Annotated in this window: 21 protein-coding genes; 10 read left to right on the forward strand and 11 right to left on the reverse strand. The window is 40.9% G+C overall.

What is annotated here, in order from left to right; genetic code table 11:
• The first annotated feature begins 2 nt into the window (after positions 1–2).
• From ACQY4U_RS18025 to ACQY4U_RS18035, 3 genes are read left to right on the forward strand one after another with little or no spacing between them, the layout of a single operon-like run.
• Entirely contained in the window at positions 3–1,058 is a 1,056-nt protein-coding gene (locus ACQY4U_RS18025; RefSeq protein ID WP_428330845.1) for a radical SAM protein, read from the forward strand.
• A gap of 7 nt (positions 1,059–1,065) precedes the next feature.
• The gene (locus ACQY4U_RS18030) at positions 1,066–2,526 is read left to right on the forward strand and encodes a B12-binding domain-containing radical SAM protein (RefSeq protein ID WP_428330846.1); all 1,461 of its coding nucleotides are present in this window, start codon (positions 1,066–1,068) and stop codon (positions 2,524–2,526) included.
• Between the two features lie 2 nt (positions 2,527–2,528).
• The gene (locus tag ACQY4U_RS18035) at positions 2,529–3,353 is read left to right on the forward strand and encodes a class I SAM-dependent methyltransferase (protein WP_428330847.1); all 825 of its coding nucleotides are present in this window, start codon (positions 2,529–2,531) and stop codon (positions 3,351–3,353) included.
• Between the two features lie 127 nt (positions 3,354–3,480).
• On the opposite strand, the gene ACQY4U_RS18040 is transcribed toward ACQY4U_RS18035, so the two are convergent.
• The 7 genes from ACQY4U_RS18040 to ACQY4U_RS18070 form a co-directional block, all read right to left on the reverse strand.
• Positions 3,481–4,401: a hypothetical protein gene (locus ACQY4U_RS18040; protein WP_428330848.1), complete on the reverse strand. Its 921-nt coding sequence runs from the start codon at positions 4,399–4,401 to the stop codon at positions 3,481–3,483.
• A 125-nt stretch (positions 4,402–4,526) separates the two neighbouring features.
• On the reverse strand, positions 4,527–5,792 hold the full coding sequence (locus tag ACQY4U_RS18045) for an O-antigen ligase family protein (protein WP_428330849.1): 1,266 nt from the start codon (positions 5,790–5,792) through the stop codon (positions 4,527–4,529).
• Entirely contained in the window at positions 5,776–6,897 is a 1,122-nt protein-coding gene (locus ACQY4U_RS18050; protein ID WP_428330850.1) for a DUF1972 domain-containing protein, read from the reverse strand. Before ACQY4U_RS18050 ends, ACQY4U_RS18045 begins: the two co-directional genes overlap by 17 nt.
• Positions 6,894–7,973, reverse strand: a complete 1,080-nt coding sequence (locus tag ACQY4U_RS18055) for a glycosyltransferase family 4 protein (protein ID WP_428330851.1) — start codon at positions 7,971–7,973, stop codon at positions 6,894–6,896. The genes ACQY4U_RS18050 and ACQY4U_RS18055 overlap by 4 nt, the downstream gene beginning before the upstream one ends.
• Before the next feature lie 14 nt (positions 7,974–7,987).
• Complete coding sequence (locus ACQY4U_RS18060) at positions 7,988–8,941, reverse strand: glycosyltransferase family 2 protein (RefSeq protein WP_428330852.1); 954 nt, start codon at positions 8,939–8,941, stop codon at positions 7,988–7,990.
• Positions 8,931–10,532: a hypothetical protein gene (locus tag ACQY4U_RS18065; protein WP_428330853.1), complete on the reverse strand. Its 1,602-nt coding sequence runs from the start codon at positions 10,530–10,532 to the stop codon at positions 8,931–8,933. Before ACQY4U_RS18065 ends, ACQY4U_RS18060 begins: the two co-directional genes overlap by 11 nt.
• Positions 10,533–10,682: 150 nt before the next feature.
• A complete protein-coding gene (locus ACQY4U_RS18070) occupies positions 10,683–11,468 on the reverse strand; it encodes a glycosyltransferase family 2 protein (protein WP_428330854.1) in 786 nt (261 codons plus the stop codon).
• A gap of 273 nt (positions 11,469–11,741) precedes the next feature.
• On the opposite strand from ACQY4U_RS18070, the gene ACQY4U_RS18075 reads away from it, so the two are divergent.
• From ACQY4U_RS18075 to ACQY4U_RS18100, 6 genes are all read left to right on the forward strand, one after another.
• Positions 11,742–12,383 carry an RNA polymerase sigma factor gene (locus ACQY4U_RS18075; protein ID WP_428330855.1) on the forward strand — a complete coding sequence of 214 codons (642 nt, stop codon included), beginning with the start codon at positions 11,742–11,744 and terminating at the stop codon, positions 12,381–12,383.
• The gene (locus ACQY4U_RS18080) at positions 12,380–13,618 is read left to right on the forward strand and encodes a hypothetical protein (RefSeq protein WP_428330856.1); all 1,239 of its coding nucleotides are present in this window, start codon (positions 12,380–12,382) and stop codon (positions 13,616–13,618) included. The genes ACQY4U_RS18075 and ACQY4U_RS18080 overlap by 4 nt, the downstream gene beginning before the upstream one ends.
• A 4-nt stretch (positions 13,619–13,622) precedes the next feature.
• Positions 13,623–14,180: a YceI family protein gene (locus tag ACQY4U_RS18085; RefSeq protein WP_428330857.1), complete on the forward strand. Its 558-nt coding sequence runs from the start codon at positions 13,623–13,625 to the stop codon at positions 14,178–14,180.
• A 9-nt stretch (positions 14,181–14,189) separates the two neighbouring features.
• The gene (locus ACQY4U_RS18090; RefSeq protein ID WP_428330858.1) at positions 14,190–15,143 is read left to right on the forward strand and encodes a DUF5777 family beta-barrel protein; all 954 of its coding nucleotides are present in this window, start codon (positions 14,190–14,192) and stop codon (positions 15,141–15,143) included.
• Between the two features lie 73 nt (positions 15,144–15,216).
• A complete protein-coding gene (locus ACQY4U_RS18095) occupies positions 15,217–17,400 on the forward strand; it encodes a PQQ-binding-like beta-propeller repeat protein (protein WP_428330859.1) in 2,184 nt (727 codons plus the stop codon).
• 60 nt (positions 17,401–17,460) lie between these two features.
• A complete protein-coding gene (locus ACQY4U_RS18100; RefSeq protein ID WP_428330860.1) occupies positions 17,461–18,060 on the forward strand; it encodes a TMEM175 family protein in 600 nt (199 codons plus the stop codon).
• Between the two features lie 240 nt (positions 18,061–18,300).
• Here ACQY4U_RS18100 and ACQY4U_RS18105 read toward each other — a convergent pair whose 3' ends face one another.
• From ACQY4U_RS18105 to rpiA, 4 genes are all read right to left on the reverse strand, one after another.
• Positions 18,301–19,095 carry a hypothetical protein gene (locus ACQY4U_RS18105; RefSeq protein ID WP_428330861.1) on the reverse strand — a complete coding sequence of 265 codons (795 nt, stop codon included), beginning with the start codon at positions 19,093–19,095 and terminating at the stop codon, positions 18,301–18,303.
• 71 nt (positions 19,096–19,166) lie between these two features.
• A complete protein-coding gene (locus ACQY4U_RS18110) occupies positions 19,167–19,715 on the reverse strand; it encodes a hypothetical protein (RefSeq protein ID WP_428330862.1) in 549 nt (182 codons plus the stop codon).
• Positions 19,716–19,898: 183 nt separating this feature from the next.
• Complete coding sequence (locus ACQY4U_RS18115; protein WP_428330863.1) at positions 19,899–20,633, reverse strand: outer membrane beta-barrel protein; 735 nt, start codon at positions 20,631–20,633, stop codon at positions 19,899–19,901.
• A gap of 283 nt (positions 20,634–20,916) precedes the next feature.
• Positions 20,917–21,627, reverse strand: a complete 711-nt coding sequence (gene rpiA, locus ACQY4U_RS18120; RefSeq protein WP_428330864.1) for a ribose 5-phosphate isomerase A — start codon at positions 21,625–21,627, stop codon at positions 20,917–20,919.
• Between the two features lie 192 nt (positions 21,628–21,819).
• On the opposite strand from rpiA, the gene ACQY4U_RS18125 reads away from it, so the two are divergent.
• Positions 21,820–23,661, forward strand: a complete 1,842-nt coding sequence (locus tag ACQY4U_RS18125; RefSeq protein WP_428330865.1) for a M61 family metallopeptidase — start codon at positions 21,820–21,822, stop codon at positions 23,659–23,661.
• Positions 23,662–23,709 lie beyond the last annotated feature (48 nt).

A 23,709-nucleotide genomic window follows, 5' to 3' on the forward strand; every position in this document is an offset into this window, starting at 1 on the left:
ATATGATGCCCGTTAAAGAGCTATATAATACTTACAAGCGTTACAGAACCTTGCAAACGCATAAAATAAGCGCATTGCCTATTGTTATACTTATGCCGCATAGCGCCTGTAACTGCCGCTGCGTAATGTGCGATATATGGAAAGATAACAAAAACCTGAAACAGTTAACCGAACAGGATATAACGGGCTTGCTTACGTCCTTAAAACAGTTTGGTACACAACAGGTATTGATGTCCGGCGGGGAGGCTTTGCTCAATACCAACTTTTTCAAGCTCTGTCAGATCCTGAAAAATCAAAATATTAAAGTTACCCTGCTTACCACCGGCCTCACCATAAAAAAAAATGCACAGCAGATATTGGATTTAGTGGATGACGTGATTGTTTCTATTGATGGTGATGAGCCATTGCATGATGCCATCAGGAATATTCCGGGGGCGTTCGGTAAATTAAAGGAGGGTGTGCAGTATTTGAAATTATTAAACCCCGGTTACCGGGTAACGGCGCGCACGGTAATTCATCGCCTTAATTTCAGAAACTGGGAAGCTATCATCAGGGAAGCAAAGGCAATGGGTATTGACCAGGTAAGCTTTTTGCCTGCTGATGTAAGCAGCCATGCCTTTAACCGCCAAATGGCCTGGACAGAACCTAAACAAAACGAGATATTAATAGCTGAACATGAGCTGCCTGAATTGCAGGAAATGATAAGCCGGCTAAACGGTAACAATAACGGCGCTGATTTTAAAACAAGGTTTATAGCCGAATCAGCCGAGAAGATACAGGACATTTATCGTTATTACGCGGCTTTTTATGAGTTAAACCCGTTCCCCTTTAAAAAATGCAATGCGCCCTGGGTATCAACCGTAATTGAGGCTGATGGAAATGTTCGCCCTTGTTTTTTTCATGATACGATTGGTAACATTCGTGATGCATCATTAACCGAGATCTTGAATAGTGAGGATGCTATCAGCTTCAGAAGAAATTTAGATATAGCTAAAAACCTGGTATGTGTAAAGTGCGTGTGCTCATTAAACTTATCGCCACTGGCAAAAATTGCTTAAAAAAGTTATGAAAAGTATATTATTTACCCACTCTTACTTTTTGCGTTTTGACCCTAAACAATGGCAGTTAGGGCAGCCTTATCCGCCATTGGGTACTATTTATGCCGCGGCTTTAATGCGGCAGCATAATTACCGGGTATCTCTATTTGATACCATGTTCGAGAGTGATCCGGAAGCGGTTACCATAGCCATAAATAACATTAAGCCCGATTTTTTTGTGATCTATGATGATGGTTTTAATTACCTGACCAAAATGTGCCTCACCAACATGCGCGAGGCGGCTTTCAGCATGAGCAAGATAGCAAAGGCAAACGGGTGTACTGTGATTGTTTCCAGTTCAGATTCGACAGACCGTTATGAAGAGTATTTAAATGAAGGTGCAGATTTTGTAATAATTGGCGAAGCAGAGCATACTCTATTAGCGCTAACCAGTCATATCGATGCTGGTTTAAATAACTATGATACCATTAATGGGCTGGCTTTTCGTGATAATGGCAAAACCATTAAAACAGCAGGTCGCCCGGTTTTAAAGGATTTGGACAGCCTGCCATTACCCGCCTGGGATTTGGTGGATATGGATGCCTACCGCCATACCTGGCTTAAACATGCAGGCTACTTTTCATTGAATATGAGCACCACCAGGGGATGCCCTTTTAAATGCAACTGGTGCGCCAAGCCAATTTATGGCAACCGCTATAATTCGCGCACTGCCGGAAATGTAGTTGCCGAGATAAAGCTGTTGAAGGATCAATACCAAATAGACCATATTTGGTTTTGTGATGATATTTTTGGTTTAAAACCCGGCTGGGTACAGGAGTTTGCCCTGCTTTTGCAACAGGAGGCGATCAGTATCAGGTTCAAGATCCAGTCGCGGGCCGACCTGTTGGTACAAGAGGATAACGTAAAAGCCTTAGCTGCATCAGGCTGCGAAAATGTTTGGATAGGGGCAGAGAGCGGATCGCAAAAGATACTGGATGCAATGGACAAGGGGATAATGGTTGAACAGATCCATGATGCCACCCTGCTTATGAAGCAGTATGGTATCAAACCTTCCTTTTTTATCCAGTTTGGTTACCCTGGTGAGTTAAGGGAAGATATTCAGCTCACTATTAATATGATCAATGAGCTTTTACCTTTCGAGATCGGGATTTCGGTATCATACCCCTTACCCGGCACCTCTTTTTATGATAAGGTAAAAGCTGATCTGAAGAAAAAAACAAACTGGACGGATTCCGACGAGATGGCGCTCCTATTCACCAACACTTTCCCACCATCATACTATAAACAGTTGCACAGGTACGTACATCAAAATTATCATAAGCACCTGGCTAAAAATAGTATGGTTAAACTGATTAAAAATCCCTTGAGTGCAAATACAAAAAGCCTGCGTAAAGCGATATCCGTATTGTACCATGCTCCCGCAACCTTAATAGCAGGCTTTAAACTTAAACAGCTGGAGGAAGCCTAAATATGGATGCCATTACAATAAATACCATTGAACAACAAGCCGAGCGGGCCTTTAGCAGCCAGTCGGTTATTTTTGATGAACTGTACTCCGGCAATACCATTGTTAGCTATAAAAGAGAGCGGGTGCGCAGCCATGTTTTAAAATACATTGCCCCTGGCGGTTCAATCCTGGAGCTGAACAGCGGGACTGGGGATGATGCCTTGTTTTTTGCCAGTCAAGGGCATAAGGTACACGCAACAGACCTGTCAGCCGGGATGCAGCAGGAGTTAGTGCATAAAGTAAAGGTATGCAGGATGCAAGGCATGATTAGTAATGAATTATGTTCATATACTATGTTGCACCAGTTGCAAAATAAGGGGCCATTTAACCATATCTTCTCCAATTTTGCAGGCTTAAACTGTACCAATGAATTGGATAAGGTACTGGCATCATTTAATGATCTCTTACTGCCGAACGGGATAGTCACGCTCGTGATCCTTCCCAGATTTTGCTTGTGGGAAACGCTGCTTGTGTTTAAAGGTAAGTTTAAAACTGCTTTCCGCAGATTTTTTAGTGGCAATGGTAGCAAGGCCCATATTGAGGGGGTGCATTTTAAATGCTGGTATTATAATCCATCCTACATCAAAAATCACTTAAAGCCTGAGTTTGATGTTTTAAGTGTTGAGGGTTTATGCACCATTGTGCCGCCCTCATACATAGATGGATTTGCAGAGAAATACTCCAGCCTTTATAATTTCCTGAAAAGAAAAGAAGACCGGCTAAAATCCAAATGGCCTTTTAATGTTATCGGCGATTATTATATTATCTCTCTCAAAAAGAAAGCCTGAAAGGAAATATCAATTATAAGCGCAGTGCTTAGAGTAAATTTAACCGCAAAGGGCACTAAGAAAGGCACAGAGAAACGCCGAGTTGAGGGGGTGCAAGGTATTGCACTCTTGTGTGGTAAACGTATAATTAATTCGAGAGGCTATTTTCGTACTCATTTAAAATATAAGCTATTCTGCGCTCATAGCGGGCCAACAGTTTGCTTTGAAAATTTGTTGGTTCGGGTTTGGCAAAGTGCTTACCGGTATCCATCGCCATAATTATGCCGTGGCTATTCAGTCTTTTTTGCCGGGTTTTTTTCAACCAGCGGCTGGCGGTAATTTTCATCAGTTTATTATCAAGGGCATTGCCGGCCTTATTGTTAAACAGCAGTTCGTAAAGGTTCTTGAAAAAACGGTTTCTAACTGGCTTAGCTGATGAAATGCGCATGTTTTTATTGGGTAAAAAATCACGTGTCCAGGAGTTGGCCGCATAAAATTTTTCAAATACGGTATCGCCCTGTAAAGGTATCAGCGTGCATACTTCAATGGCGGTATATATGTTTTGTTCGGCTATTTGTAATTGTTGTTCATCTATATAATAATTCATACAAAACAGGTGCTCTTTGTTAACCAAAAAGGTTAGTTTTTTAAAGCAGTGCATTATGGTACGGGCTATCCAAAGCTTATTTTTTGCGGTAATGATAAACAAATCAATATCAGAGTTATCATCGGCAAAGTTTTTTGACAGAGAACCTGATATAGCAATCCCCCGAACAAAAGGGAAACGGATCAGCATGTTGCCAACCTTTTCGGCAACCTTAGTTAATTCGGCCGCTTTTTTGTTTCCTTCGTTTCTTCTAACCGCTAAATGATGGTCGTTTTTCAACGTATAAAACTTATCAAACTGGTGGATCACGCCATTATCAAGCAGGCGTTGCAGGGCATTGTCAAACACCTCGAAACTATGTTTTTGCTGCAGAAACAGGTAGAGCTCGGCACGTGTTAAGGGATAGTCAAACATGTCGAAATAGGCCAGTGTTTCTAAAATATTTTCCTTGATTACCGACAAGTTCTTACTGATTAATGGATATGGGCTATTTAGCATTTATCTGTTTGTAATTGATTGATATACAAAATAAACTATATAATTATGACGGTATGAACAAGCCTTTGGTTGCCAGTGCTGTTAAATATTTATGCTGATTTTACAGGTATTGAAACCAGCTTTGCAGGTAGATTGGAGAACACGAAAAACGAAAAGAAAAAAGCGTAGAAAAATACTCCCTTATCTACATCCAAAATATTTTCAGATAATGAAACAAGGGTGATGATGGACATAAACGTAAAAAATAGCAGGTCCCTTTGCTGGATGGATATTTTGAATCCAAATACTAAAGTGGTTATATAGATGAGCAGGCCAATCGCCCCCGACTTTATTAAAAAGCTTAAATACTGGTTATGTGAGTTGAGTTTATGTAAGTAGGAGCTGTACAGCTTTTTATTAAAGAAACTATCCTGTAAAAGGCCAACCTCTGAGCCAGCCCCGTAGCCAATTACGGGCGATTTTCTAATCAGCTCAACTGCAATACCCCAGCGCTCCAACCGTGGATCAAGCGTTTCGCCGGGCTGGGCTTTGGTAAGGTCGCTTTTAAATTCAATAATATAGCGTTCGTGAAGCGTACCCGATAGAAATATAGCAGCTATCAGCAATACGCTGAACGATACCGTAACCCCTGCTAATATCCAACGCCTTTTCCCTTGTAGTAAAAAGTAGGGGATGGCCATATTTATAATTAAAACAAGCGTTATGAAAATTGATTTTGAGCTAAGCTGCATAATCCCGGCAGTTAAAATACAGGCACATACTAAATGAAAAACCCTGTAATAAAACCGGGTTTCTTTGATCAGCATTGATAATAAAAAGATCAGACTAATAGCTAACTGCATTGAAAAAAAGGTAGCATGCATATCAATCGGTTCCGAAAAATTATGATTAGTAAATGCGCTTGAAAAAAGTGCGTTATAAGGGAGCTGGTAATGCCTGATGGTTAGCAGCGCATCAGCATATAAATAAATAACCGTAACGGTACAAACCAAAGCAAATGAATGCAATAAAGGCGACCGGTATTTTTTAAGATCGAGCGGATTAAGGCAAAAAATGACCGGGATTATTAATATGGCAATACGCTCACCCCATTCGTTAAAAGCCTCTGCTTTATTCAGGGTATAAATAGTGCTCAGTACTGTAATATAAAATACAGACTGTAGCACAAGGGTACGCCAGGTAAACAAGTATTTCAGATCCTTTTTGTTAAGCTGGATAAGGGTATGCAGGGCAAGGCTTATCAGTATAAGGTGGCTATAAAACCTGTCGAACGGTAAGCTTGCCATTAACAACAGCAGGTGATAATAACTGATTTGATTGGCAAGGTTATCCTTTATGCTAAACAATGCGTTCATATTTTGCGTTGCGGTGGCACTCTAAAATATAGGCCTCGTACTGGTCAATTATCTTTTCCCAGTTAAACTGGTATTTAATTTTGTGCAGGTTATTACTCACCATGGTTTTTTCAGGCTCGGTACGTTGCACGGTTTCAACCAGGTTTCGTACCTCTTTAGCGTTGGAAAAATAAAACGCATCTGAGCTTAATACAGATTTATTAAAAGGGTTATTATGCGCAGCTATCAGCGCCTCGCTGGCCATTGCTTCTAACAGGGAAGGGTTAGTGCCACCAACACTATGCCCATGAAAATACAGGTAAGAGTTATTTTGTAAGGACCGTACTTTAGCCGTATCAAAAATTGACCCTTTAAACTCAATCCGGTCATCATTTTTAAATTTATCGGTAATAAATTTTCCAAAGCGGTTGCTGGTATCGCCCAAAACCTTAAATGTTCTGTGCGAACTGCTGTTGTTAAAGCCCTCTAATATGGTTTCAATATTATTTTCGGGCTCCATCCTTGCCATTAGTAAAAAATAGTCTTCCTTAAGGGCCTCACTGCTATCTATGTGCTCCCGTTCCTCTTCTGAAAACAGATCGGCCCCGTAAGGAATATATTTGCTGTTAACATCGTACTTTTCGCTCAGGTATGATTTAATCACCAGCGAATCAGATATGTAATACCGGCTATGCTTTACCGCTAATTTTTCGGCATATTTTAAAAACTTTTGTACGGTGGGCGAGTATTTTGACCGCTTCCATTCAAGCCCGTCCATATTGGTAATGATGGTGCTTTTTGACGGATACAATTTGCCCCAAACCGAGCTGCTGGTATAGCCCATTATTAAAACCACATCAAACTTTTTTTTACGTGCATCAAGCAGGCAATTCAAATCATAAATAAACTGCCCGGCAGTACCCACTAAATATTCCGGGTCGTAACAATGCTGTATGTGCACACCGTTCCATGAATCTTCTTTATAAGGGTGATTATGGGAATTGTAGACGGTAACAGAGTGTCCTCTTTTTACCAATCCCTCCGATACATACTCTGAGATGTGCTCAAAGCCCCCGTAATAATTGGGGATGCCCCTTGTACCTAATATTGCGACTCTTAATTTCATGCGATGGCTGCTAATTGATATGCTTTTAAAGTTTGTATGGCTGCCTGTTGCCAGGTGTGTTTTTCAATTATCTTATTGCGTAATGTTTCAGTAAAGGGCGATGCTGCTGCTTTTTCAACTGCGGTAAGTATGCTTTCGGGTACAGCTGGGTCGCAGTAAAAAGCATCGTCGCCAAAATATTCACGGGTATCACCTTTGTCGGTTATTACAATGTTGCAGCGCATGCAGGCCGCTTCTATTGAGCTTAGCCCGGTAGTTTCAAACCAGCTGGGCAGTATATGTACCTTGGCGCGGCTGTAATATTCAAGCAGCTCATCCTGCGGTATGCGGTCAACAAAATGGATATTATCTGCTGCTATACTCCGGCACTGATAATAATAACCTCCTTGGTTTGGTGCATGTGCGCCAATAATTACCAGCGTATATTTGGTGTTATTTAAAGCCTTGATCAGGTTGATATGGTTTTTTCGTCCCTCAATACGGGCAACACAAATAACCAGATTAGCATCTTTTGCTATTAATTGGTTTGACGGGAACTTTGCCGGGTTAATACCATTGGTAATTACCTTATGCCTAACCTTACAGGGATAAGCCTGCTGCACCCGCTCATATTCAGATTCGGAATTTGGCAGTATCATTTGGGTACGGCCCAATATTTCAATAATACTTTTGCGCTGTCCTTTCCATAAATAATCAATACTGGCTAAATGATCTTTGCGCAATAACCAGCGGGCAATGGTTTTAACGTATTCAATGCCATCGCCGGGTAGCCAGCTTAATAAGGCGCCAATGCCTTTGCGGTGATGTTTATCATATTCACTGTAACTGCAAAGTATAGTTGAAACCACAAACGGCTTTTTAGCCTTTTTATAATGATAAAGGATATCAGCCGGCCTGATGATATTAAAAAAATGAAGCAGGTCATACCGCTCGTAAGCTATAACAGCATTTGATAACAAAATTTCAACACCAATGCCCATACCATTAAGCTGCCGGGCAGTTTGCACCACCTGCACAGTATCCCCACCAGGAACGGTGTATAATGTTGACCGGGTTATGAAAGCTACCTTCATCATTTTTGATACTTTTTTTAGGAGGTTACTTTATGCAGCCAGTTAATAAATCTTTCGGGGCAATAGCTTACCAGGTACAGCAGGTAATTATCCAACCGTAAAGGATGCAGGTTTATGGCCATAACCATATTGATGCGGGCTCTTTCTGGTTGGTAATTATTAAGCAGGTACTTTTTAGCGCATAGCGCATAGTAGGCTCCTTCTTTTATTTTTGGCGAATATTGCTTGCCACCTATCTGGTATAGCTCATCGCCTTCGGCAGCGGTAATTACTCTGTTTTTTAAGGTGTTGTATTTGATGGAGCGGAATTTGCGGGTACGCCATTTTTCATCGATGGTAATCGATTCAGGATTTAGCCTAACCCTGATGAGCGTTTGCGAAAGATTGCAGGCCTTTTCGTTTTTCAGGATATTCACCCATAAAAAATGGTCCTCATAAGTATAAGCATGCTCGTTATAGCCTCCATTATTTAAAACCACTTCCTTTTTATAAAATACGCTGGAGTGTATAAACGGGCACACCGAATATTTTAACTGCTGGATCTCCTCGTTTAAATGTCCTTCGGGATGATGGGTAAAAATGAAATGACCGTCAGCATCCATATAATCAACCGCCGAACCAATAATGCTGTATTCAGGATAGGCTGTTATAAAATGATATTGTATTTTGAGGCGATTTGGCAGGCATATATCATCAGCATCAAATCTGGCTATGTAAGGTGCCCTTGCGTGTGCCAGGCCAAAATTAAGTGCAGCAGCTATCCCTTTATTTTCCTGGTCGATCAATACAATCCGCGGATCATTAAATGAACGGATCACTTTTTCCGTATCATCGGTTGAGCCATCGTTCACTATTAAGAGCTCAAAATTTGCAAATGATTGTTCCAGTACAGATGCTATGGCCTCACCTATATATTTAGCCGCATTATAAGCAGGCATTAAAACAGTAACCTTTGGATCATTAGTGTGCATAATTCAATGGTGTTTTTTCTGTATGCTCTTTTATGTTGAGGAATAGCAGCAATTCAAATAATACAACTACCGATAATTGCTCAAACCAGTAATCAATAAAAAAAACAGAGCTCATTATAAACAGCAGCGGTAAACCGTATGTAAGTATTTTATAATGCCTGGCAAAAAAGCCTAAATAATAAACAAAAAACGCAATTATGCCAATCAGCCCGTACTCGGCAATTAACTGGTCGTAAACAGAATACGGACTGTTGGTTAATGAATGGTTGCCCGCCCTTTTGCTGAAAAAATCGAGGTATATATCCAGGTGATTGGTCAAAAAATCAGGGTTTATGTAAACATGCCTGGCCGGGTAACCACCTGCAAAGCCAAACCCAGTGGCCCTGAATGCGAGCTTTGACGAAAAGTTTCCTATACCATCGCCCGTAATTATTTTAGCCGGGTGTAGCATCAAAAATTTAGCGGTTTGTACTATCCCCATAGCCTTGCCTGGTAAGGCAAGCAGGAATGTTTTTTTTGACGATAACGGCAAACTTGACCGGTGCGCATCAATAAACGACAATAGCTGCTGCTGATCGGGCGTGGTATCCGTGGCCGATTGAAAGGGCAGGGCATTAATATCGGCCTGGGTTATCAATATCCTTCCGTTATCGGTTTTAGGTAATAAGGCCCGGGATGTTTGTGCCTTGTTGACTTTTTTTACTTGTTCAGCTGTTTTTGAGATGCTATCTAAGTAACGTTTGGCTATATCCTGCTTTACTTCATCCGGGCTGGCTATAATAGCAACTTGTTTAGAAGTGTTTAGCGGTGCAACGCTTGGTTGCGGGTGCCTGATGATATTTACAAAAGTTTCGGCAGTGTACTTGTTGTTTTGCGGCGAGATCTTCCCCATAAAAACTACCAACAGCATCAGACAAAGGGCTATCAGGCTTTTTTGATCTTTACTGCTATTGAAAATGAACAGCAGTGCCAAAACAAAAACCAATGTTATGTTGGTGAAATTGCTGCCTGTTAACAGCAGGATTGCCATACAGGCCAGTACCATAACCGGGCTTTTTCTCACCAAAAAATAAACTACGCCGAAAGCATTAATGACGGCATTGGTGGTTGAGGTATCAAATGCCAGTCCGCGGATATAATCGCCGGTGCTGATAAAATATTTCTGGCGTTCGCCCTGGTAGCGGTAAGGATTAATTACCCCCGTTTTGTATATAATATGTGCAATATTGTAAAAGGAAAAGACTGCATTTGTAATGAAAAAAACCAGAATAGTTTGGTGAATAACAGCGGTATTATTCCTTTCAACCGAAAGCTTAATTTGGTGGGTTGCCAATATACAGAGCAGCCAAAACCCTAAGCCTGTAAAAAAAACTATCAGGTAATTGAAGCTGCTATATTGCCTGTTGATAATTAAGCCTACAAAAGGAATTACAAGGATTAGTAAATAAAAAAGCGGAATCCTTGAGCTTTTAAGGCTGAAACCAAACTTGAAATCAAACTGCAATAAATAAATAACAACAATCGCAGCAATTTTTACGGCCAGCTTTACATCCAAAAAAAGCAGCAAGAACAGCAGGAGCTTCCAGTCCACGCTGTTCAGTGTTTTTTTTAAATTAAAAGGGGCAATGCTGTAAGTCATTGTTCAAAGCTTTAAAACCTTTATGTTTTGATAGTAGTTACGACTTGAAAATTGAAAGGGTTGCCTGCCGTCTGTTCAAAATATTACGGCAGCTAAAAGGGCTCAGTACTCCACTACAAAGGCATCCTTAACGGGCTGGTTTTTATGCTGTCCGTTTTCCATCTGGCTCAGCAACTGGTATTTGCGCCGGGTATTTTTAATAGTGATTTTGGCAATGCGCCATCCGTCGTGCCCATCCAAAAAACCTAAATAAATAATGTAGCTTTTTATAAAGCCAAAAACAGGGGATAGGTATAGCTTAACAAAACCTGCCCGTTTCCCGCTACGGAAATATTTTTTGGCGCTAAGCTTAGCATAGTAATCTCCCTTGCTGTTAAACTGGTCGGCATCCTTAGCCGAATAATGGTGAATGCAGCCTTCAAGCTTTTTAACCTGTATATAAGCAGGTATCATCAGCGTTTCGTGTACCACGGCTTCGCTCCATTTTACCTTGCTGCGGTTAAAAAGCCTGATGTGATGGTCCCTGCCCCAGCTACCCCATTTAATAAGCTTATACCCAAAGTACGATCGGAATTTTATGTCATATACTATAGCAGGGTTGTTATATTCAACAGTGTTAAGGGCGGCTATCAGGGTATCATCGGGTATTTCATCAGCATCAATGCTTAATATCCAGTTATATTTAGCGGCCTCAATTCCTTTGTTTTTGTTAGCACTGTAACCGTCCCATTGCTTTTTGTAGATCCTACAGCCATCGGTAGTTGCATCATCGGCTTCACCATTATAAATTATTATAATATCGTCTGTTATCTGCCGGGCCTTATCTATGCAGCCATTAATAATATCAGCAGTGTTTTTAGTAATAATTACAACAGATACAGGAACCATTTATTGATAATTTGCGGCCTTTAAAACCAGGTGTATGCTCATAATACCGCCCGATTGGGTTAAAGGGTTGCCTGTTGTTATTAATTTTTTAGTAAATTTCCTTTGGATAAGGCTGTAATAGGATACTTATAACTTTTGTATTTTTAATTGCTTGGTAAACAGTATTTTAAAAGAGTGCTGTGATTTTTTTTTATAGCGAAGCAACCTTTAACCAATTATTACCGTGATGTAGTAAATAAGGTGCAATTAATTAGCTAACAGAACATAACCCGTATGGGAGAAGAAGATTTACATCAACTGATCAGGGGCTGTATTAAACAGGATAGAAAATGCCAGAAAATGCTGTATAAAGCTTTCTACGGCTTCTCTATGGGGATATGTTTGCGCTATACCGGCAACCGCGATGAAGCAGCCGAAGTAATGAACCAGGGTTTTTTAAAGGTATTTACCCATATTGACAGTTTTGATACCAGCCGCCCCTTTAAGGCCTGGCTTGGCCGTATCATGATGAATGTATCTATTGATCATTACAGGGCCAACCTCAAAATGGCTTATACCGAAGACCTGGACAATGCCGAGCACATCAGCGATGGCGACCTGGCGGATAAAAACCTTAACTATAACGATCTTTTGGCAATGGTACAGAAACTGCCGCAGGCTTACAGAACTGTATTTAACCTGTTTGCCATTGATGGTTATTCGCACGAGGAAATTGGAGTAATGCTTAATATAAACGCCGGTACATCAAAGTCAAACTTACACAAGGCCCGGCAAAAGCTTAAGCAAATGATATTTAAGGCAGATTTGCCTGCCAATGGTGCCAATTATAACAGCGGCATGGACTATACCCCTATAGTGGCTATCAAGGCGATAAACATGAACGGGGTATTTTTAAATAAAGGTATTAGAGAATGAACACGGACAAGGAAAAAAGATTAGACGATCTTTTTAAAAAGAAGCTGGATGACCCGGTCGATGAGATCAGGTACGAGGAGGGGGATTGGGATTCGCTTGAACAAATGATGGAGAAACCCAAAAGGAGAGCTATTGTCTATTGGTTACCAATTTTAAGCAGTGTTGCCGCATTATTGCTATTGTTTTTAGGCTGGTGGACATTTAAACCGCAAACAATAACAAAGCCGATAAAAAATCAATTACAGGCGGTTCAAACCCATAAAAATATTGATAGCATAACAGCACTTAAAGCAACACAGCAGCAGGCGTCGCCGATTCAAAAGGTACAGTCCACCATAAATTATGCGGCAACTGCCGGTAGGGTAAAACGTGTTAAAGTGAATAACGGAGGGGCATTAAATACCTCACCGGTTAATAATGGCCATATTGTCGCTGTTCCAAATAATCAGCAGGCTAATAACCAACTTGGTAGTGATCCTGATAAAATGCTGGTAGCGGTTAAGCCCGAACCTGTTTATAGAGTAAGTGGTATCGATGCCAAATCAATAAGCCTGGTTAGTTTAAAAAGGCCGGTATATAATTCAGGCTCCTTACTTTCAAAAGGAAAAAATGGTTTAAAGGTAAAACCGCCTTATCATTCACAGTACGCTTTAAGTGTTTTGGCTGCGCCAGATGTTAATGGAGTAGGTTCATCTTTTACACAGGGGAAGGTTGGTACCAATATAGGCCTCATGTTCTCTGCTGGGATAGCACGAAAACTTACTATTAGTACCGGAGCGCTATATTCGGTTAAGCCATACAGCACCAGTTTTGGTAACTACCATACGCCATACCAGTTTAAGGTTGACCCAACAAGTGTTATGGCCGATTGCCGGATGCTCGATATTCCAATCAATATTGGGTACCAGGTATATAACAAACATCAAAATAAAATATCAGTGGGCACTGGCCTGTCATCATACATTATGCTGCACGAAAATTATAAGTTTAATTACGAGTACGCCAATACTACCGGGCCCGTAAACTATATAGTGCCCAACAGCAATAAGTACTTTTTTGGGGTGCTCAATCTTAATGCTACTTATCAGCACCAGGTTAATTCAAAGGTGGGTATCAGTATCCAGCCTTATGTAAAACTTCCCCTAACAAATATCGGCTACAGCCAGGTAAAACTTCAAACTACAGGGGTAGCCATCGGGCTCACCTGGAACTTAAACTCGCTAACAAAACCTTAGAAAAATGAAACATATCAGTATTATTTTACTTGCCTGGATGAGCATCTTCCAGACAGGGCAGGATCTCTATGTCTGTAAAAATGCCAGCGTAAGCCTTTATTCAAGTGCCCCTATTGAGGATATTAAGGCTGCCACCAATACAGCAGCATCCGTATTTAATGCCACCACAGGCGAACTTAACTTTAGCGTGGCTATCCGTTCCTTTAAGTTTGATAAATCATTAATGCAGGAGCATTTTAATGAAAACTACATGGAAAGTGATAAATACCCGCAAGCCACATTTAAAGGCAAGCTGCAAGCGCCTGTTGATGTTACCCGGGATGGCACTTTCCCCATTACAGTTGCTGGCGAGCTAACCGTTCATGGTGTAAAACAAACCCGGACAATCCCCGGAAACCTGGTTATAAAGGGTGGGGTAATTACCATGACATCGGAGTTTATGGTGAAATGTGCCGACCACCATATCGATATTCCGCAGTTGGTATTCCACAACATTGCCGAAAGTATTAAAATGAATGTATCGGCCACTTACGCGCCATATAAAAGCAATCCAACCAAATAATTAACCGCTATGAAGAAATACTTAATCCTTTTAAGCTGTATAGTTACCAGCTTTAACTTGGCCGCTCAAAAAACTCATCAGGCCAATAAGCCAAGCGCTACCGATTCATTAATGAATGCCATGAGCGGTGCTAACGATACCAAAACAGATCCGGTTATTGCTACCTTTAAATCAACCAGGCTTATCCTGTCCGAAACATCAGAAACCGTAAAAAAGAACAACCTGAATTTTGTGGTGATACACCGCTTTGGCGATATTGGCGGTGTTGCAGGCGGCGGCAAAACCTTTTGGGGGCTTGATAACTCAAGCGATATTTATATCGGTTTTGAATATGGGATTACCAATAACCTTGATATTGATTTTGGCCGAAGTAAATTTGAGCAGCAGATTGATCTGGGTCTTAAATATGCCATATTACATCAAACCGCAAATGATGCCACGCCATTTGCCATAACGCTATTGGGTAAAGCCGGGCTTAAGCCCTACGCCAACGATGGTTCATTCAATACCTATGCTGATCGTTTTACTTATATAGCGCAGGCTATAATTGCCCGTAAGTTTTCGCCCAAATTTTCAATGCAGCTAACGCCGACTTTCGTTAGGGATAATTCGGTATATCCATACCTGCCCGGTAACGAGAACCAGTTTTTTGCTTTAGGCATAGCAGGCAGGTTAAAGGTTACCAAACGTTTAGGCATTATATTAGATTATGCGCACCCTTTCTCATCATTCAGGCAGCATGCAACGGGTGATAACGCCTTTTACGATCCGTTGGGTGTAGGTATTGAGATTGAAACCGGCGGCCACGTATTTACCATCAATTTCTCAAATGCCAAAGCCATTTCCGAAAGCAGTTATTTAAGTGATACCCAGTCTAAGTGGACAAAGGGCCAGTTCAGGTTGGGCTTTACCATCAGCAGGATCTTTGACCTTAACTCCAAACACAAAAACAATTTCAAATAACATAAACAATTTTGTTTTCGGTATAATGTGATTAGCTTTAAATCAATAAACCGATTTAAAGCTAATCCATTTTATGAGGTATAAATGTTCTGCATTGCTGTTGTTTGCAATAGCAGCGGTTGTTTCCTGTAAAAATTCATCTTCCCTATCAGCTGATAATGGCTGGAGTACGTACGCAGGCTCAAAAGAAGGAAACAGGTATGCAGCAAACGGGCAGATTACCCTCAAAAATGTTGCTCAGCTTAAAGTAGCGTGGACCTATAGCTCAAACGATAAGGATACCGGCAACCGGAGCCAGAACCAATGTAACCCCATCGTTATAAACAATATACTTTACGGCACCAGCCCCAAGCTGAAACTGTTTGCTTTGGATGCCATTACGGGTGTACAAAAATGGTCATTCGACCCGGCGGCTGCTGACAGCTCAAAAAAGGAAGACGCTTTAGCTTATTATAAAGTTTGTCGCGGCGTAGTTTATTGGGCAGATGAGAAAAGCGAAAACAAGCGCATTTTTTACAGCGTAGGTTCCAAAACCTATGCTATTGATGCAGAAACAGGTAATGTGATCAAAGACTTTGGTAAAGGCGGCTATTTAGACCTGACCGAAGATTTTGGCCGTAAAACTGAATCGTTTGTATCGGGCACCACGCCCGGGATTATTTATAAAAATCTGTTAATTATTGGTACCCGTGTTGCCGAATCAGAGGATGCGGCTCCCGGCCATATCCGCGCTTATAACGTACTTACCGGGAAACTGCAATGGATTTTTCACACCATTCCGCATCCCGGAGAAAAGGGATTTGAAACCTGGCCGGATAGCACCGCGTGGAAACGTTTAGGGGGTGCCAATAACTGGTCGGGCATGGCGCTGGATGAGAAACGGGGGATTGTTTATGTCCCGACAGGCTCCATTGGCGGAGATTTTTATGGCGGTAACCGTAAGGGTACTGATCTGTATGCAAACTCGCTTGTTGCGCTTGATGCGGCAACAGGTAAATACATCTGGCATTACCAGGTGGTTCACCATGATCTTTGGGATCGTGACCTGCCGGCCAACCCCAACCTGCTAACCTTAAAACACAACGGGAAAATAATTGATGCCGTGGCACAAATAACCAAGCATGGCTACATTTTTATGTTCGACAGGACTAACGGCCAGCCTGTTTTCCCCATCAATGAAACGCCTGTGCCACAAAATGCTTTACCCGGCGAGCAGCCATGGCCAACACAGCCCATCCCAACTTTACCGCAGGCATTTGCCCGCCAGCATTTTGGCCCCGAAGATGTAACTGATCTATCGCCCGAAAAACATAAGGATATGCTGGAAAAATATAATAGGGTAAAAAATCGCGTCATGTTTTCGCCGCCCAGCAAAGATGGCGGCTGGATCTTTCCCGGCTTTGATGGCGGTGGCGAGTGGGGCGGGGCAGCCTTAGATCCTGAAACAAAGGTTATGTACATCAGCAATACCGAGCTGCCCTGGGCGCAGGTAATGATAGATGTGCCTAAAAATACCAACGACCATACTTTACAGGGCGAGGGGCATGCTATTTATAATAAGTATTGCATATCGTGCCACGGGCCTGAGCTAAAAGGGAACGGGACTGCTTATCCCTCGCTGGTTAACATCAATAAAAAATACACTATTGAACAGGTAAGTAAAATTGTGGAGAACGGCCGCAATATGATGCCATCTTTTAAGCAGATCCCGGCAGCAGATAAAAAAGCATTGTTAGCATTTATTTTAAAACTACCCGAAGTTAAAGGAGCAGCGGGCAGTGATGTGCCAAAAGAGCCTTTTTCTGTAGCAAAGCCTACTTATCAAGTCCCGTACACCATGAATGGTTATAATAGGTTTTTAGATAAGGATGGTTACCCGGGTATAAAACCACCCTGGGGCAGCCTGAATGCTATCGACCTAACTTCAGGAAAGATATTATGGAAAGTTCCTTTGGGCGAATACCCGGAGCTTACAAAACAGGGAATCCCGGTTACCGGGACAGAGTTATATGGCGGCCCGCTGGTTACAAAGGGCGGCCTTGTGTTTATAGCCGCCACTAAAGACGAAATGATACGCGCGTTTGATAAAGCTACCGGCAAGCAGGTTTGGCAGGCCAAATTACCAGCAGCAGGCTATGCAACCCCGGCGGCTTATACCATAAATGGTAAACAGTATATTGTTATTGCCTGTGGCGGGGGTAAGGTGGGCAGTAAATCGGGCGATAGTTATGTTTGCTTCGCACTGCCCGATAAATAGCATAGTAAGTTGATTTTTTGATATTATTAACTATTTTGTTGGCTGATAATAAAATGGTTTATGGATAAAGGAAGATTAGAGGCATTTAGCGATGGGGTAATTGCCATTATTATAACAATAATGGTGTTAGAGTTAAAAATACCTCACGGTGCTGATATTGACTCATTATTGCCCTTGCTTCCTGTTTTTGTGAGCTATGTACTCAGCTTTATTTATGTAGGTATTTACTGGAACAACCATCACCATACCATGCAGCTGGTACAATCGGTAAACGGAGCTATCCTTTGGGCCAATATGAACCTGCTTTTTTGGCTCTCACTGGTTCCTTTTGTTACCGCCTGGATGGGCGAAAATCACTTTGCACACTGGCCTGTTTCCTGCTATGGCGTAGTTTTAATTATGTGTTCTCTTTCTTATGCTTTGTTTATCATGGTACTGATAAGGCATCATGGCAAAAACTCGGAATTGGCCAAAGCAATAGGAAAAGGAAGTAAGGGTGCTATATCATCCATTATTTATGCAGTAGCAATAGCTGCTTCATTCTTTAACTCGAAAATTGGATTTGCTTTTTATATAGTTGTGGCCTGCATCTGGTTTATCCCCGATAAAAGGATAGAGAAAAGAATAATAACCGAAGAACCTCCCTGTACCGATAAATAGGTGATACTTTTATCAAGTAAAAGCAGCCACGTTAAAAGTAAAATCAAAAATTGTATGCAGACTAATTGTTTGTAACATACAATCTCCGTGTTTCTCTGTGCTTTCTTAGTATTCTTTGTAGTCATTTACCACAGAGAACACTAAGATTAAAACGCAGAGAACACTAAGAAATATTTTAACTGTTTTTAAAGAAATTGACTTTTGACGGAGGCCCTTACATAATTTGTTTGGCGTATTAATTTAAACAACCTGCAATGTTCTGCTTGCTTTTGAATTATTTGTTTCTATTCCCGTTACCAGCCAAAGGGCAAGTATGCAACCATAGCTTCCGCCACGCTCAACCCATTCAAGCATCTCGTAATGCGGGTAAAATAACTCGCTGGCTATCTTCCATATCAAAAAGACAAATATTACCGGGCGTATAGGTTTTATTAATACCGTTATAGCCGCTGCAATTTCAAGTGCGCCTATTAATTGGGCGGTACCTTGTGGATTAGTAAAACCAAGCATGGTATATTGACTAATTAGCCCTTTCTTTTCAATCAGGTTAAGCCAGCCATGCCCTGCCAACAATAAAAACACCACCACTTTAAGGCAGTTGATAACGTTTACCAATGCTTTTGGGTCGATTGCCGTATCAGGGTCAATCCTGGAAAACAGACTTTTGATATTTAATTTGATCCCGCCCGACATTAACAATAGCGCTAAGGGAGCACCAAAGTTACCTGCCCGTTCAATAAACTCGGCAAAAGGCTCGCCTGACAGGGGGCGCATCAATGCTGTTGCAATTCCCCATACCACCAGCCAAAAAGGGATTATCCTTAACGGAAATACCAGCATAAGTATGCCGCATAGTATATCAAATGTGCCAACTATTGGCATTAAATGGTAGGCCATAACTTTGCCAATACCAAATACGGCAAAGTAGTTACACCAAATAGGTTTGGTTATTATTCCGAATGAACCATGCCCTATAAAACACATGGCAACGGCAAAGCGAAGCGTATAATGAAGTTTTTGTTGAATATTACTCATCTATATAAAAGAAAGCTGATCTCCCTTAAAAAGGCAGATCAACGGGTTTACAATAATGTTAATTAAAAGGGTTAACATATTGCTTTTGGAGGCTGATGAAAAATAGGCAGATAGCTGTTAATGGGTTTTACATGTAAACAGCTCATGCTTGCTTTAAGCAGCACAACCGGCGATGAAAACCTGTAAAGCACTATTGGAAAACTATAATTCCCAAGGTTTATAAGCTTGCCAAAAGGTACATGATCTTTCTTATTGATGGGTATATCGGCAATATCCCTGGCATTGATGATGTTTTGATTGAAGAGCCTTGTTTTTTCGTAATTGGGTACGCACATCAGGAAAATAGTATCTGATGTCAGCTTTATTTTTACGTAGTTATAGCAGGTGTTTTTAAACTGGATCTGCCCGTTAATTTTTTCATAACCAGTCCAGCTTTGAACAGATGGAGTATGTACGGGAACCTTGATCTCAACCAGGTCGTTTACGTTATACCTGTTTTTACTTATCTGCTCGTTAAACAACTTATCAGATCGGTAAACAAAATATTTGTACAGCAAAATATGCCCGCAAATGCTAAACATTTGCACACTCAAAAAAACTATGGCAATCAGCTTTTTCAATCAGTTGTAGTTTTAATAACGGTCTTTATAAAAGTATTAGAAATATACTATCAGTAAAAGTTTTTTTTAAAATTATTATGAAGTAAATAAATTGGAAGCTCCGTCATCCTAAAACAAAAAAAGCAGCCTTTTTATAGGCTGCTTTTGTATATGTAGTGACAGTTTTAAACTTCTTAAATGAAATTAGAAATTGAATGAAATTTCAAGATTGGTTTGCAATACCGTGATAGGTTGTTTGGTAACCAGGCGGCTTCCATTAATTAACTGGTCGGTATCGCCGGTGTTTTTCACTTTTACACCTTTCGAATCAATGTAATTAGCTTTTAAACCAAGGTCCCAACCTTCAGCAAAAGTCCAGCGAAGGCCTGCGCTACCGCCGTATGCAAGTGCTGTACCTGTTGAGCTAAGCTGATTGATTGTTTTTTCGGAGCTGGTTGAACTATCAAATATAATGGTAAGGGCGGGTGTTGAAGCACTTTTTACGATACCTGCCGATGCTCTTAGATCAAGTATGAATTTACCACGTGTAAATGAATATTGGGGCCCTATCATAAAGTTGTAATTATGATAACGGTTAACACCTTGTACCAGTGTGGCATATTTATTAAGCTGTGAATTATAGCCATCAGCAAGAGTTTGTGCATTATTGGTAGTTAGTTCGCCCTGATCCTGAAAAGTAAACATTCCACCTATGGCCAGGTTTTTATAAACATAAACCGCACCATCTAAACCAACAGTTGCGCCTCTTTTGGCAAAACCAGAACCATTAGCATAATCATAACGGGCAAAATCTCCAAGCGGGCTTGATAGACCTGCTGTTAAACCCATGTAGCTTTTAACATATTCTTTAATATCCTGTGCTTTGGCATAAAAAGAGAAGAGCGAAATTATTGATAGTAGTGTAAACGTTTTTTTCATTTTATTATATAGGGAATTTATTTAATTTTTTTGATGCGCTTAATATTTTGCCAAATATAGATATACATCGGTTATGCAAACGAATAAAGGAATGCAATAGTATCCATATTAATTCTTAAAAAATGTTAAATTATGGGTGTTGCAATGATATAGTAACCCATTTTAACCATTTGGATGTATTACATTGTTAATTTAGCACCCGGCAAAACTAAGGCAAAGCTCCCGGGTTTTAGCTCGCACTTAAATTTGAGCTGTAAAATACCTGGGTAATTAAAGCAGTATATTAAACTTTTATATTAGCAACCAGCACCTCAAAATCATAGCCGATAAACAAGCCGCTATCAATTACGCCTGTAATTGATTTAATGGCTTTTTCCATTTCTTTGTGAATATCCTTAAAATGAGCGTCCAGCAAAAAATTGCCGTTCTCGGTAATGATTGGTCCGTCCTTACCTTTGGCAGGCCTTAAGGATAGGTCTGTAACGCCTAATTTTAGTAATTCAGTTTCCACATAAGTAATGGCCCCCGGAAAAATCTCAATAGGCACCGGGAATTTTTGACCAAGTTTGGTAACCAATTTGCTATCGTCAACAATAATATAGCTTTTAGGGCTCGATCTTATTAAAAGCTTTTCTTTAAATAAAGCACCTCCGCGGCCCTTTATTAAGCTTTGGTCGGGGTCAACCTCATCAGCACCATCAAAAAGCCAGTCGGGCTTATCGGTTATTAAATTAGTTAGCGGAATGCCCAAAGTAGTACAGGTCATCATAATTTCTAACGAAGTTGGGATGGCCTTGATCTTTAAATTTTCGTTCTTTATCCGTTGCGCAATAGCAAATAACGCCAAATAAACGGTAGAGCCCGAGCCTACGCCCAATACGTCACCATCTTTAACCTTTGCCGCAATTTTGTCGGCTACAATCTGCTTGCCTTCGCGGTTTACTATATTATCAGACCAGCCCGTATTTGCTAATAATTGACTATTCCAGTTCATTTCAGATGTTTTTTAACAGGTATTATCCTGCAAACAAAGCTAATTGTTTTTTCATATAGTGTTTACGATCCCCACTACTATAAATATTATGAAATGTAAAACTGACAATTTTTATATAAATCAGGCTGTTTTATAGCTAAACAGGCGCTATATCAGGCTGTAATTTATATATTTGGTTTAAACACCCGTAGCATGACCCATTTATCATCCATCAAAAATAAGTCGAAAGCTTTTTTTAATTTTTTGGCGGCATCCATATCTTTTTGCCTGTTAATTAACTCTCCGGCATTTGCGCAGCAAGCCAATCAGCAATGGCATTATGCTATCACATTGGATCCGGGCTCAAAAATTATCCATGTCAGTTTAAAACTAAGCGGTAATAAGGCTGATACCATCCCCTTTAAAATACCGGCATGGACAACCGGCTACTACCAGTTTATGAACTTTGATAAAAACCTTTCGGCTTTTAGCGCTACAGATGGGGCAGGGAAACCATTGGCCTTTACACAGTCAACACCGGGAACATGGAAGGTAGCTGCTAAGCATGCCAAAGTTTTAATGCTGCAATATGATATAAAGGCAAACCGGAATTTTGTAGCCGGAAATTTTTTGGATGAAAACCATGCATTTATATCACCCGCAGGTGTGTTTTTATATGCAGCAGGAAACATCAAACAGCCCGTAACCCTAACCATTAAACAATTTGAAGGATGGAACCGAATTGCAACAGGCATGGATCATGTAGCCGGCGATATCGCTACCTACTATGCACCTGATTTTGATATTTTATATGATAGCCCCATATTGATGGGCAAGTTGGAAGCGCTGCCCGCTTTTAAGGTAAATGGCATTCAGCATGATTTTATTGGCTACAAAATGGGATCGTTTGATAAGCAGCAGTTTATGGACGATATGAAGAAGATAGTTGAAAATGGCTCAGCTATTATCGGCGATATTCCATACAATCATTATACCTTTTTAGCAATTGGCCCCGGTGGGGGTGGTATAGAGCACTTAAACTCAGCCGCGGTTGCATTTGATGGCAATGTGTTGAATACGGCAGCTGGTCGTATAAAATTATACAGCTTTTTGGCGCATGAGTATTTCCATAATTATAATGTTAAACGTATCCGCCCAATAGAACTGGGTCCGTTCGATTATGAAAATGGCAGCAAAACCGAAATGCTCTGGGTATCGGAGGGGTTTACAGTGTATTATGAATATATGATATTGCGCCGTGCAGGGCTTACCACGTCTGCCGAGCTGATCAGCCAGTTACGAACCAATTTGCTTAATTACGAAGCCAAACCGGGGCATTTATATCAATCAGCTACGCAATCAAGCACAGATACTTGGTCTGACGGGCCTTTTGGCCGTACAGGCGATGAGGTAAATAAAACTATATCTTACTACGACAAAGGCCCGTTGTTAGGCCTAATGATAGATTTAAAGATCAGGCACGAAACCCAAAATAAGAAAAGTCTTGATGATGTAATGCGCACGCTTTACCACCAGTATTACCAAAAGCTTAAACGCGGTTTTACTCCGCAGGAGTTTAAACAGGTTTGTGAGCAAACAGCAGGTGTTCCGTTGACCGAGCTTTTTGAATATGCATCAACCGTTAAGGAAGTTAATTACCACAAATACTTTGCCTATGCCGGTTTAAGTATTGATGATACCGTAAAAACACAACCCGGCGCATGGCTGGGCATCACCGCACAAAACCGGAAAGATACCCTTACCGTGACCGATGTTGACTGGCAATCACCAGCATGGAATGCCGGGATCCGGAATAAATGCAAAATTATGATGGTGGATGGCAAACCTGCAACTGCTGATGATTTAAAATTACTTTCAACCAATAAAAAAGCTGGTGATGTAGTAACCGTTGACATTATTAAAAATGGAAAACCCGAGCAGGTGAAATTGGTATTGGGAGTACATAATGCAAAAAGCTTTGAGATAAGCCCTGTTCTGCACCCCGATCAGTTACAGCAGGAGATTTATAAAAGTGTTTTTGACGGAGGGCATTAATGATTTTTAAAAGCCTCACCTAAATCTTCTCCAAAGGAGAGGACTTGA

This window comes from Mucilaginibacter sp. (assembly GCF_965277465.1).
Taxonomy (GTDB): domain Bacteria; phylum Bacteroidota; class Bacteroidia; order Sphingobacteriales; family Sphingobacteriaceae; genus Mucilaginibacter.

Excerpts from the sequence above, each read along its gene's own strand:
- ACQY4U_RS18025 (WP_428330845.1), top strand. The coding sequence starts at position 3 with ATGATGCCCGTTAAAGAGCTATATAATACTTACAAGCGTTACAGAACC.
- ACQY4U_RS18030 (WP_428330846.1), top strand. The coding sequence starts at position 1,066 with ATGAAAAGTATATTATTTACCCACTCTTACTTTTTGCGTTTTGACCCT.
- ACQY4U_RS18035 (WP_428330847.1), top strand. The coding sequence starts at position 2,529 with ATGGATGCCATTACAATAAATACCATTGAACAACAAGCCGAGCGGGCC.
- ACQY4U_RS18045 (WP_428330849.1), bottom strand. The coding sequence starts at position 5,792 with ATGAACGCATTGTTTAGCATAAAGGATAACCTTGCCAATCAAATCAGT.
- ACQY4U_RS18050 (WP_428330850.1), bottom strand. The coding sequence starts at position 6,897 with ATGAAATTAAGAGTCGCAATATTAGGTACAAGGGGCATCCCCAATTAT.
- ACQY4U_RS18055 (WP_428330851.1), bottom strand. The coding sequence starts at position 7,973 with ATGATGAAGGTAGCTTTCATAACCCGGTCAACATTATACACCGTTCCT.
- ACQY4U_RS18060 (WP_428330852.1), bottom strand. The coding sequence starts at position 8,941 with ATGCACACTAATGATCCAAAGGTTACTGTTTTAATGCCTGCTTATAAT.
- ACQY4U_RS18070 (WP_428330854.1), bottom strand. The coding sequence starts at position 11,468 with ATGGTTCCTGTATCTGTTGTAATTATTACTAAAAACACTGCTGATATT.
- ACQY4U_RS18075 (WP_428330855.1), top strand. The coding sequence starts at position 11,742 with ATGGGAGAAGAAGATTTACATCAACTGATCAGGGGCTGTATTAAACAG.
- ACQY4U_RS18080 (WP_428330856.1), top strand. The coding sequence starts at position 12,380 with ATGAACACGGACAAGGAAAAAAGATTAGACGATCTTTTTAAAAAGAAG.
- ACQY4U_RS18085 (WP_428330857.1), top strand. The coding sequence starts at position 13,623 with ATGAAACATATCAGTATTATTTTACTTGCCTGGATGAGCATCTTCCAG.
- ACQY4U_RS18090 (WP_428330858.1), top strand. The coding sequence starts at position 14,190 with ATGAAGAAATACTTAATCCTTTTAAGCTGTATAGTTACCAGCTTTAAC.
- ACQY4U_RS18095 (WP_428330859.1), top strand. The coding sequence starts at position 15,217 with ATGAGGTATAAATGTTCTGCATTGCTGTTGTTTGCAATAGCAGCGGTT.
- ACQY4U_RS18100 (WP_428330860.1), top strand. The coding sequence starts at position 17,461 with ATGGATAAAGGAAGATTAGAGGCATTTAGCGATGGGGTAATTGCCATT.
- ACQY4U_RS18105 (WP_428330861.1), bottom strand. The coding sequence starts at position 19,095 with ATGAGTAATATTCAACAAAAACTTCATTATACGCTTCGCTTTGCCGTT.
- ACQY4U_RS18115 (WP_428330863.1), bottom strand. The coding sequence starts at position 20,633 with ATGAAAAAAACGTTTACACTACTATCAATAATTTCGCTCTTCTCTTTT.
- rpiA (WP_428330864.1), bottom strand. The coding sequence starts at position 21,627 with ATGAACTGGAATAGTCAATTATTAGCAAATACGGGCTGGTCTGATAAT.
- ACQY4U_RS18125 (WP_428330865.1), top strand. The coding sequence starts at position 21,820 with ATGACCCATTTATCATCCATCAAAAATAAGTCGAAAGCTTTTTTTAAT.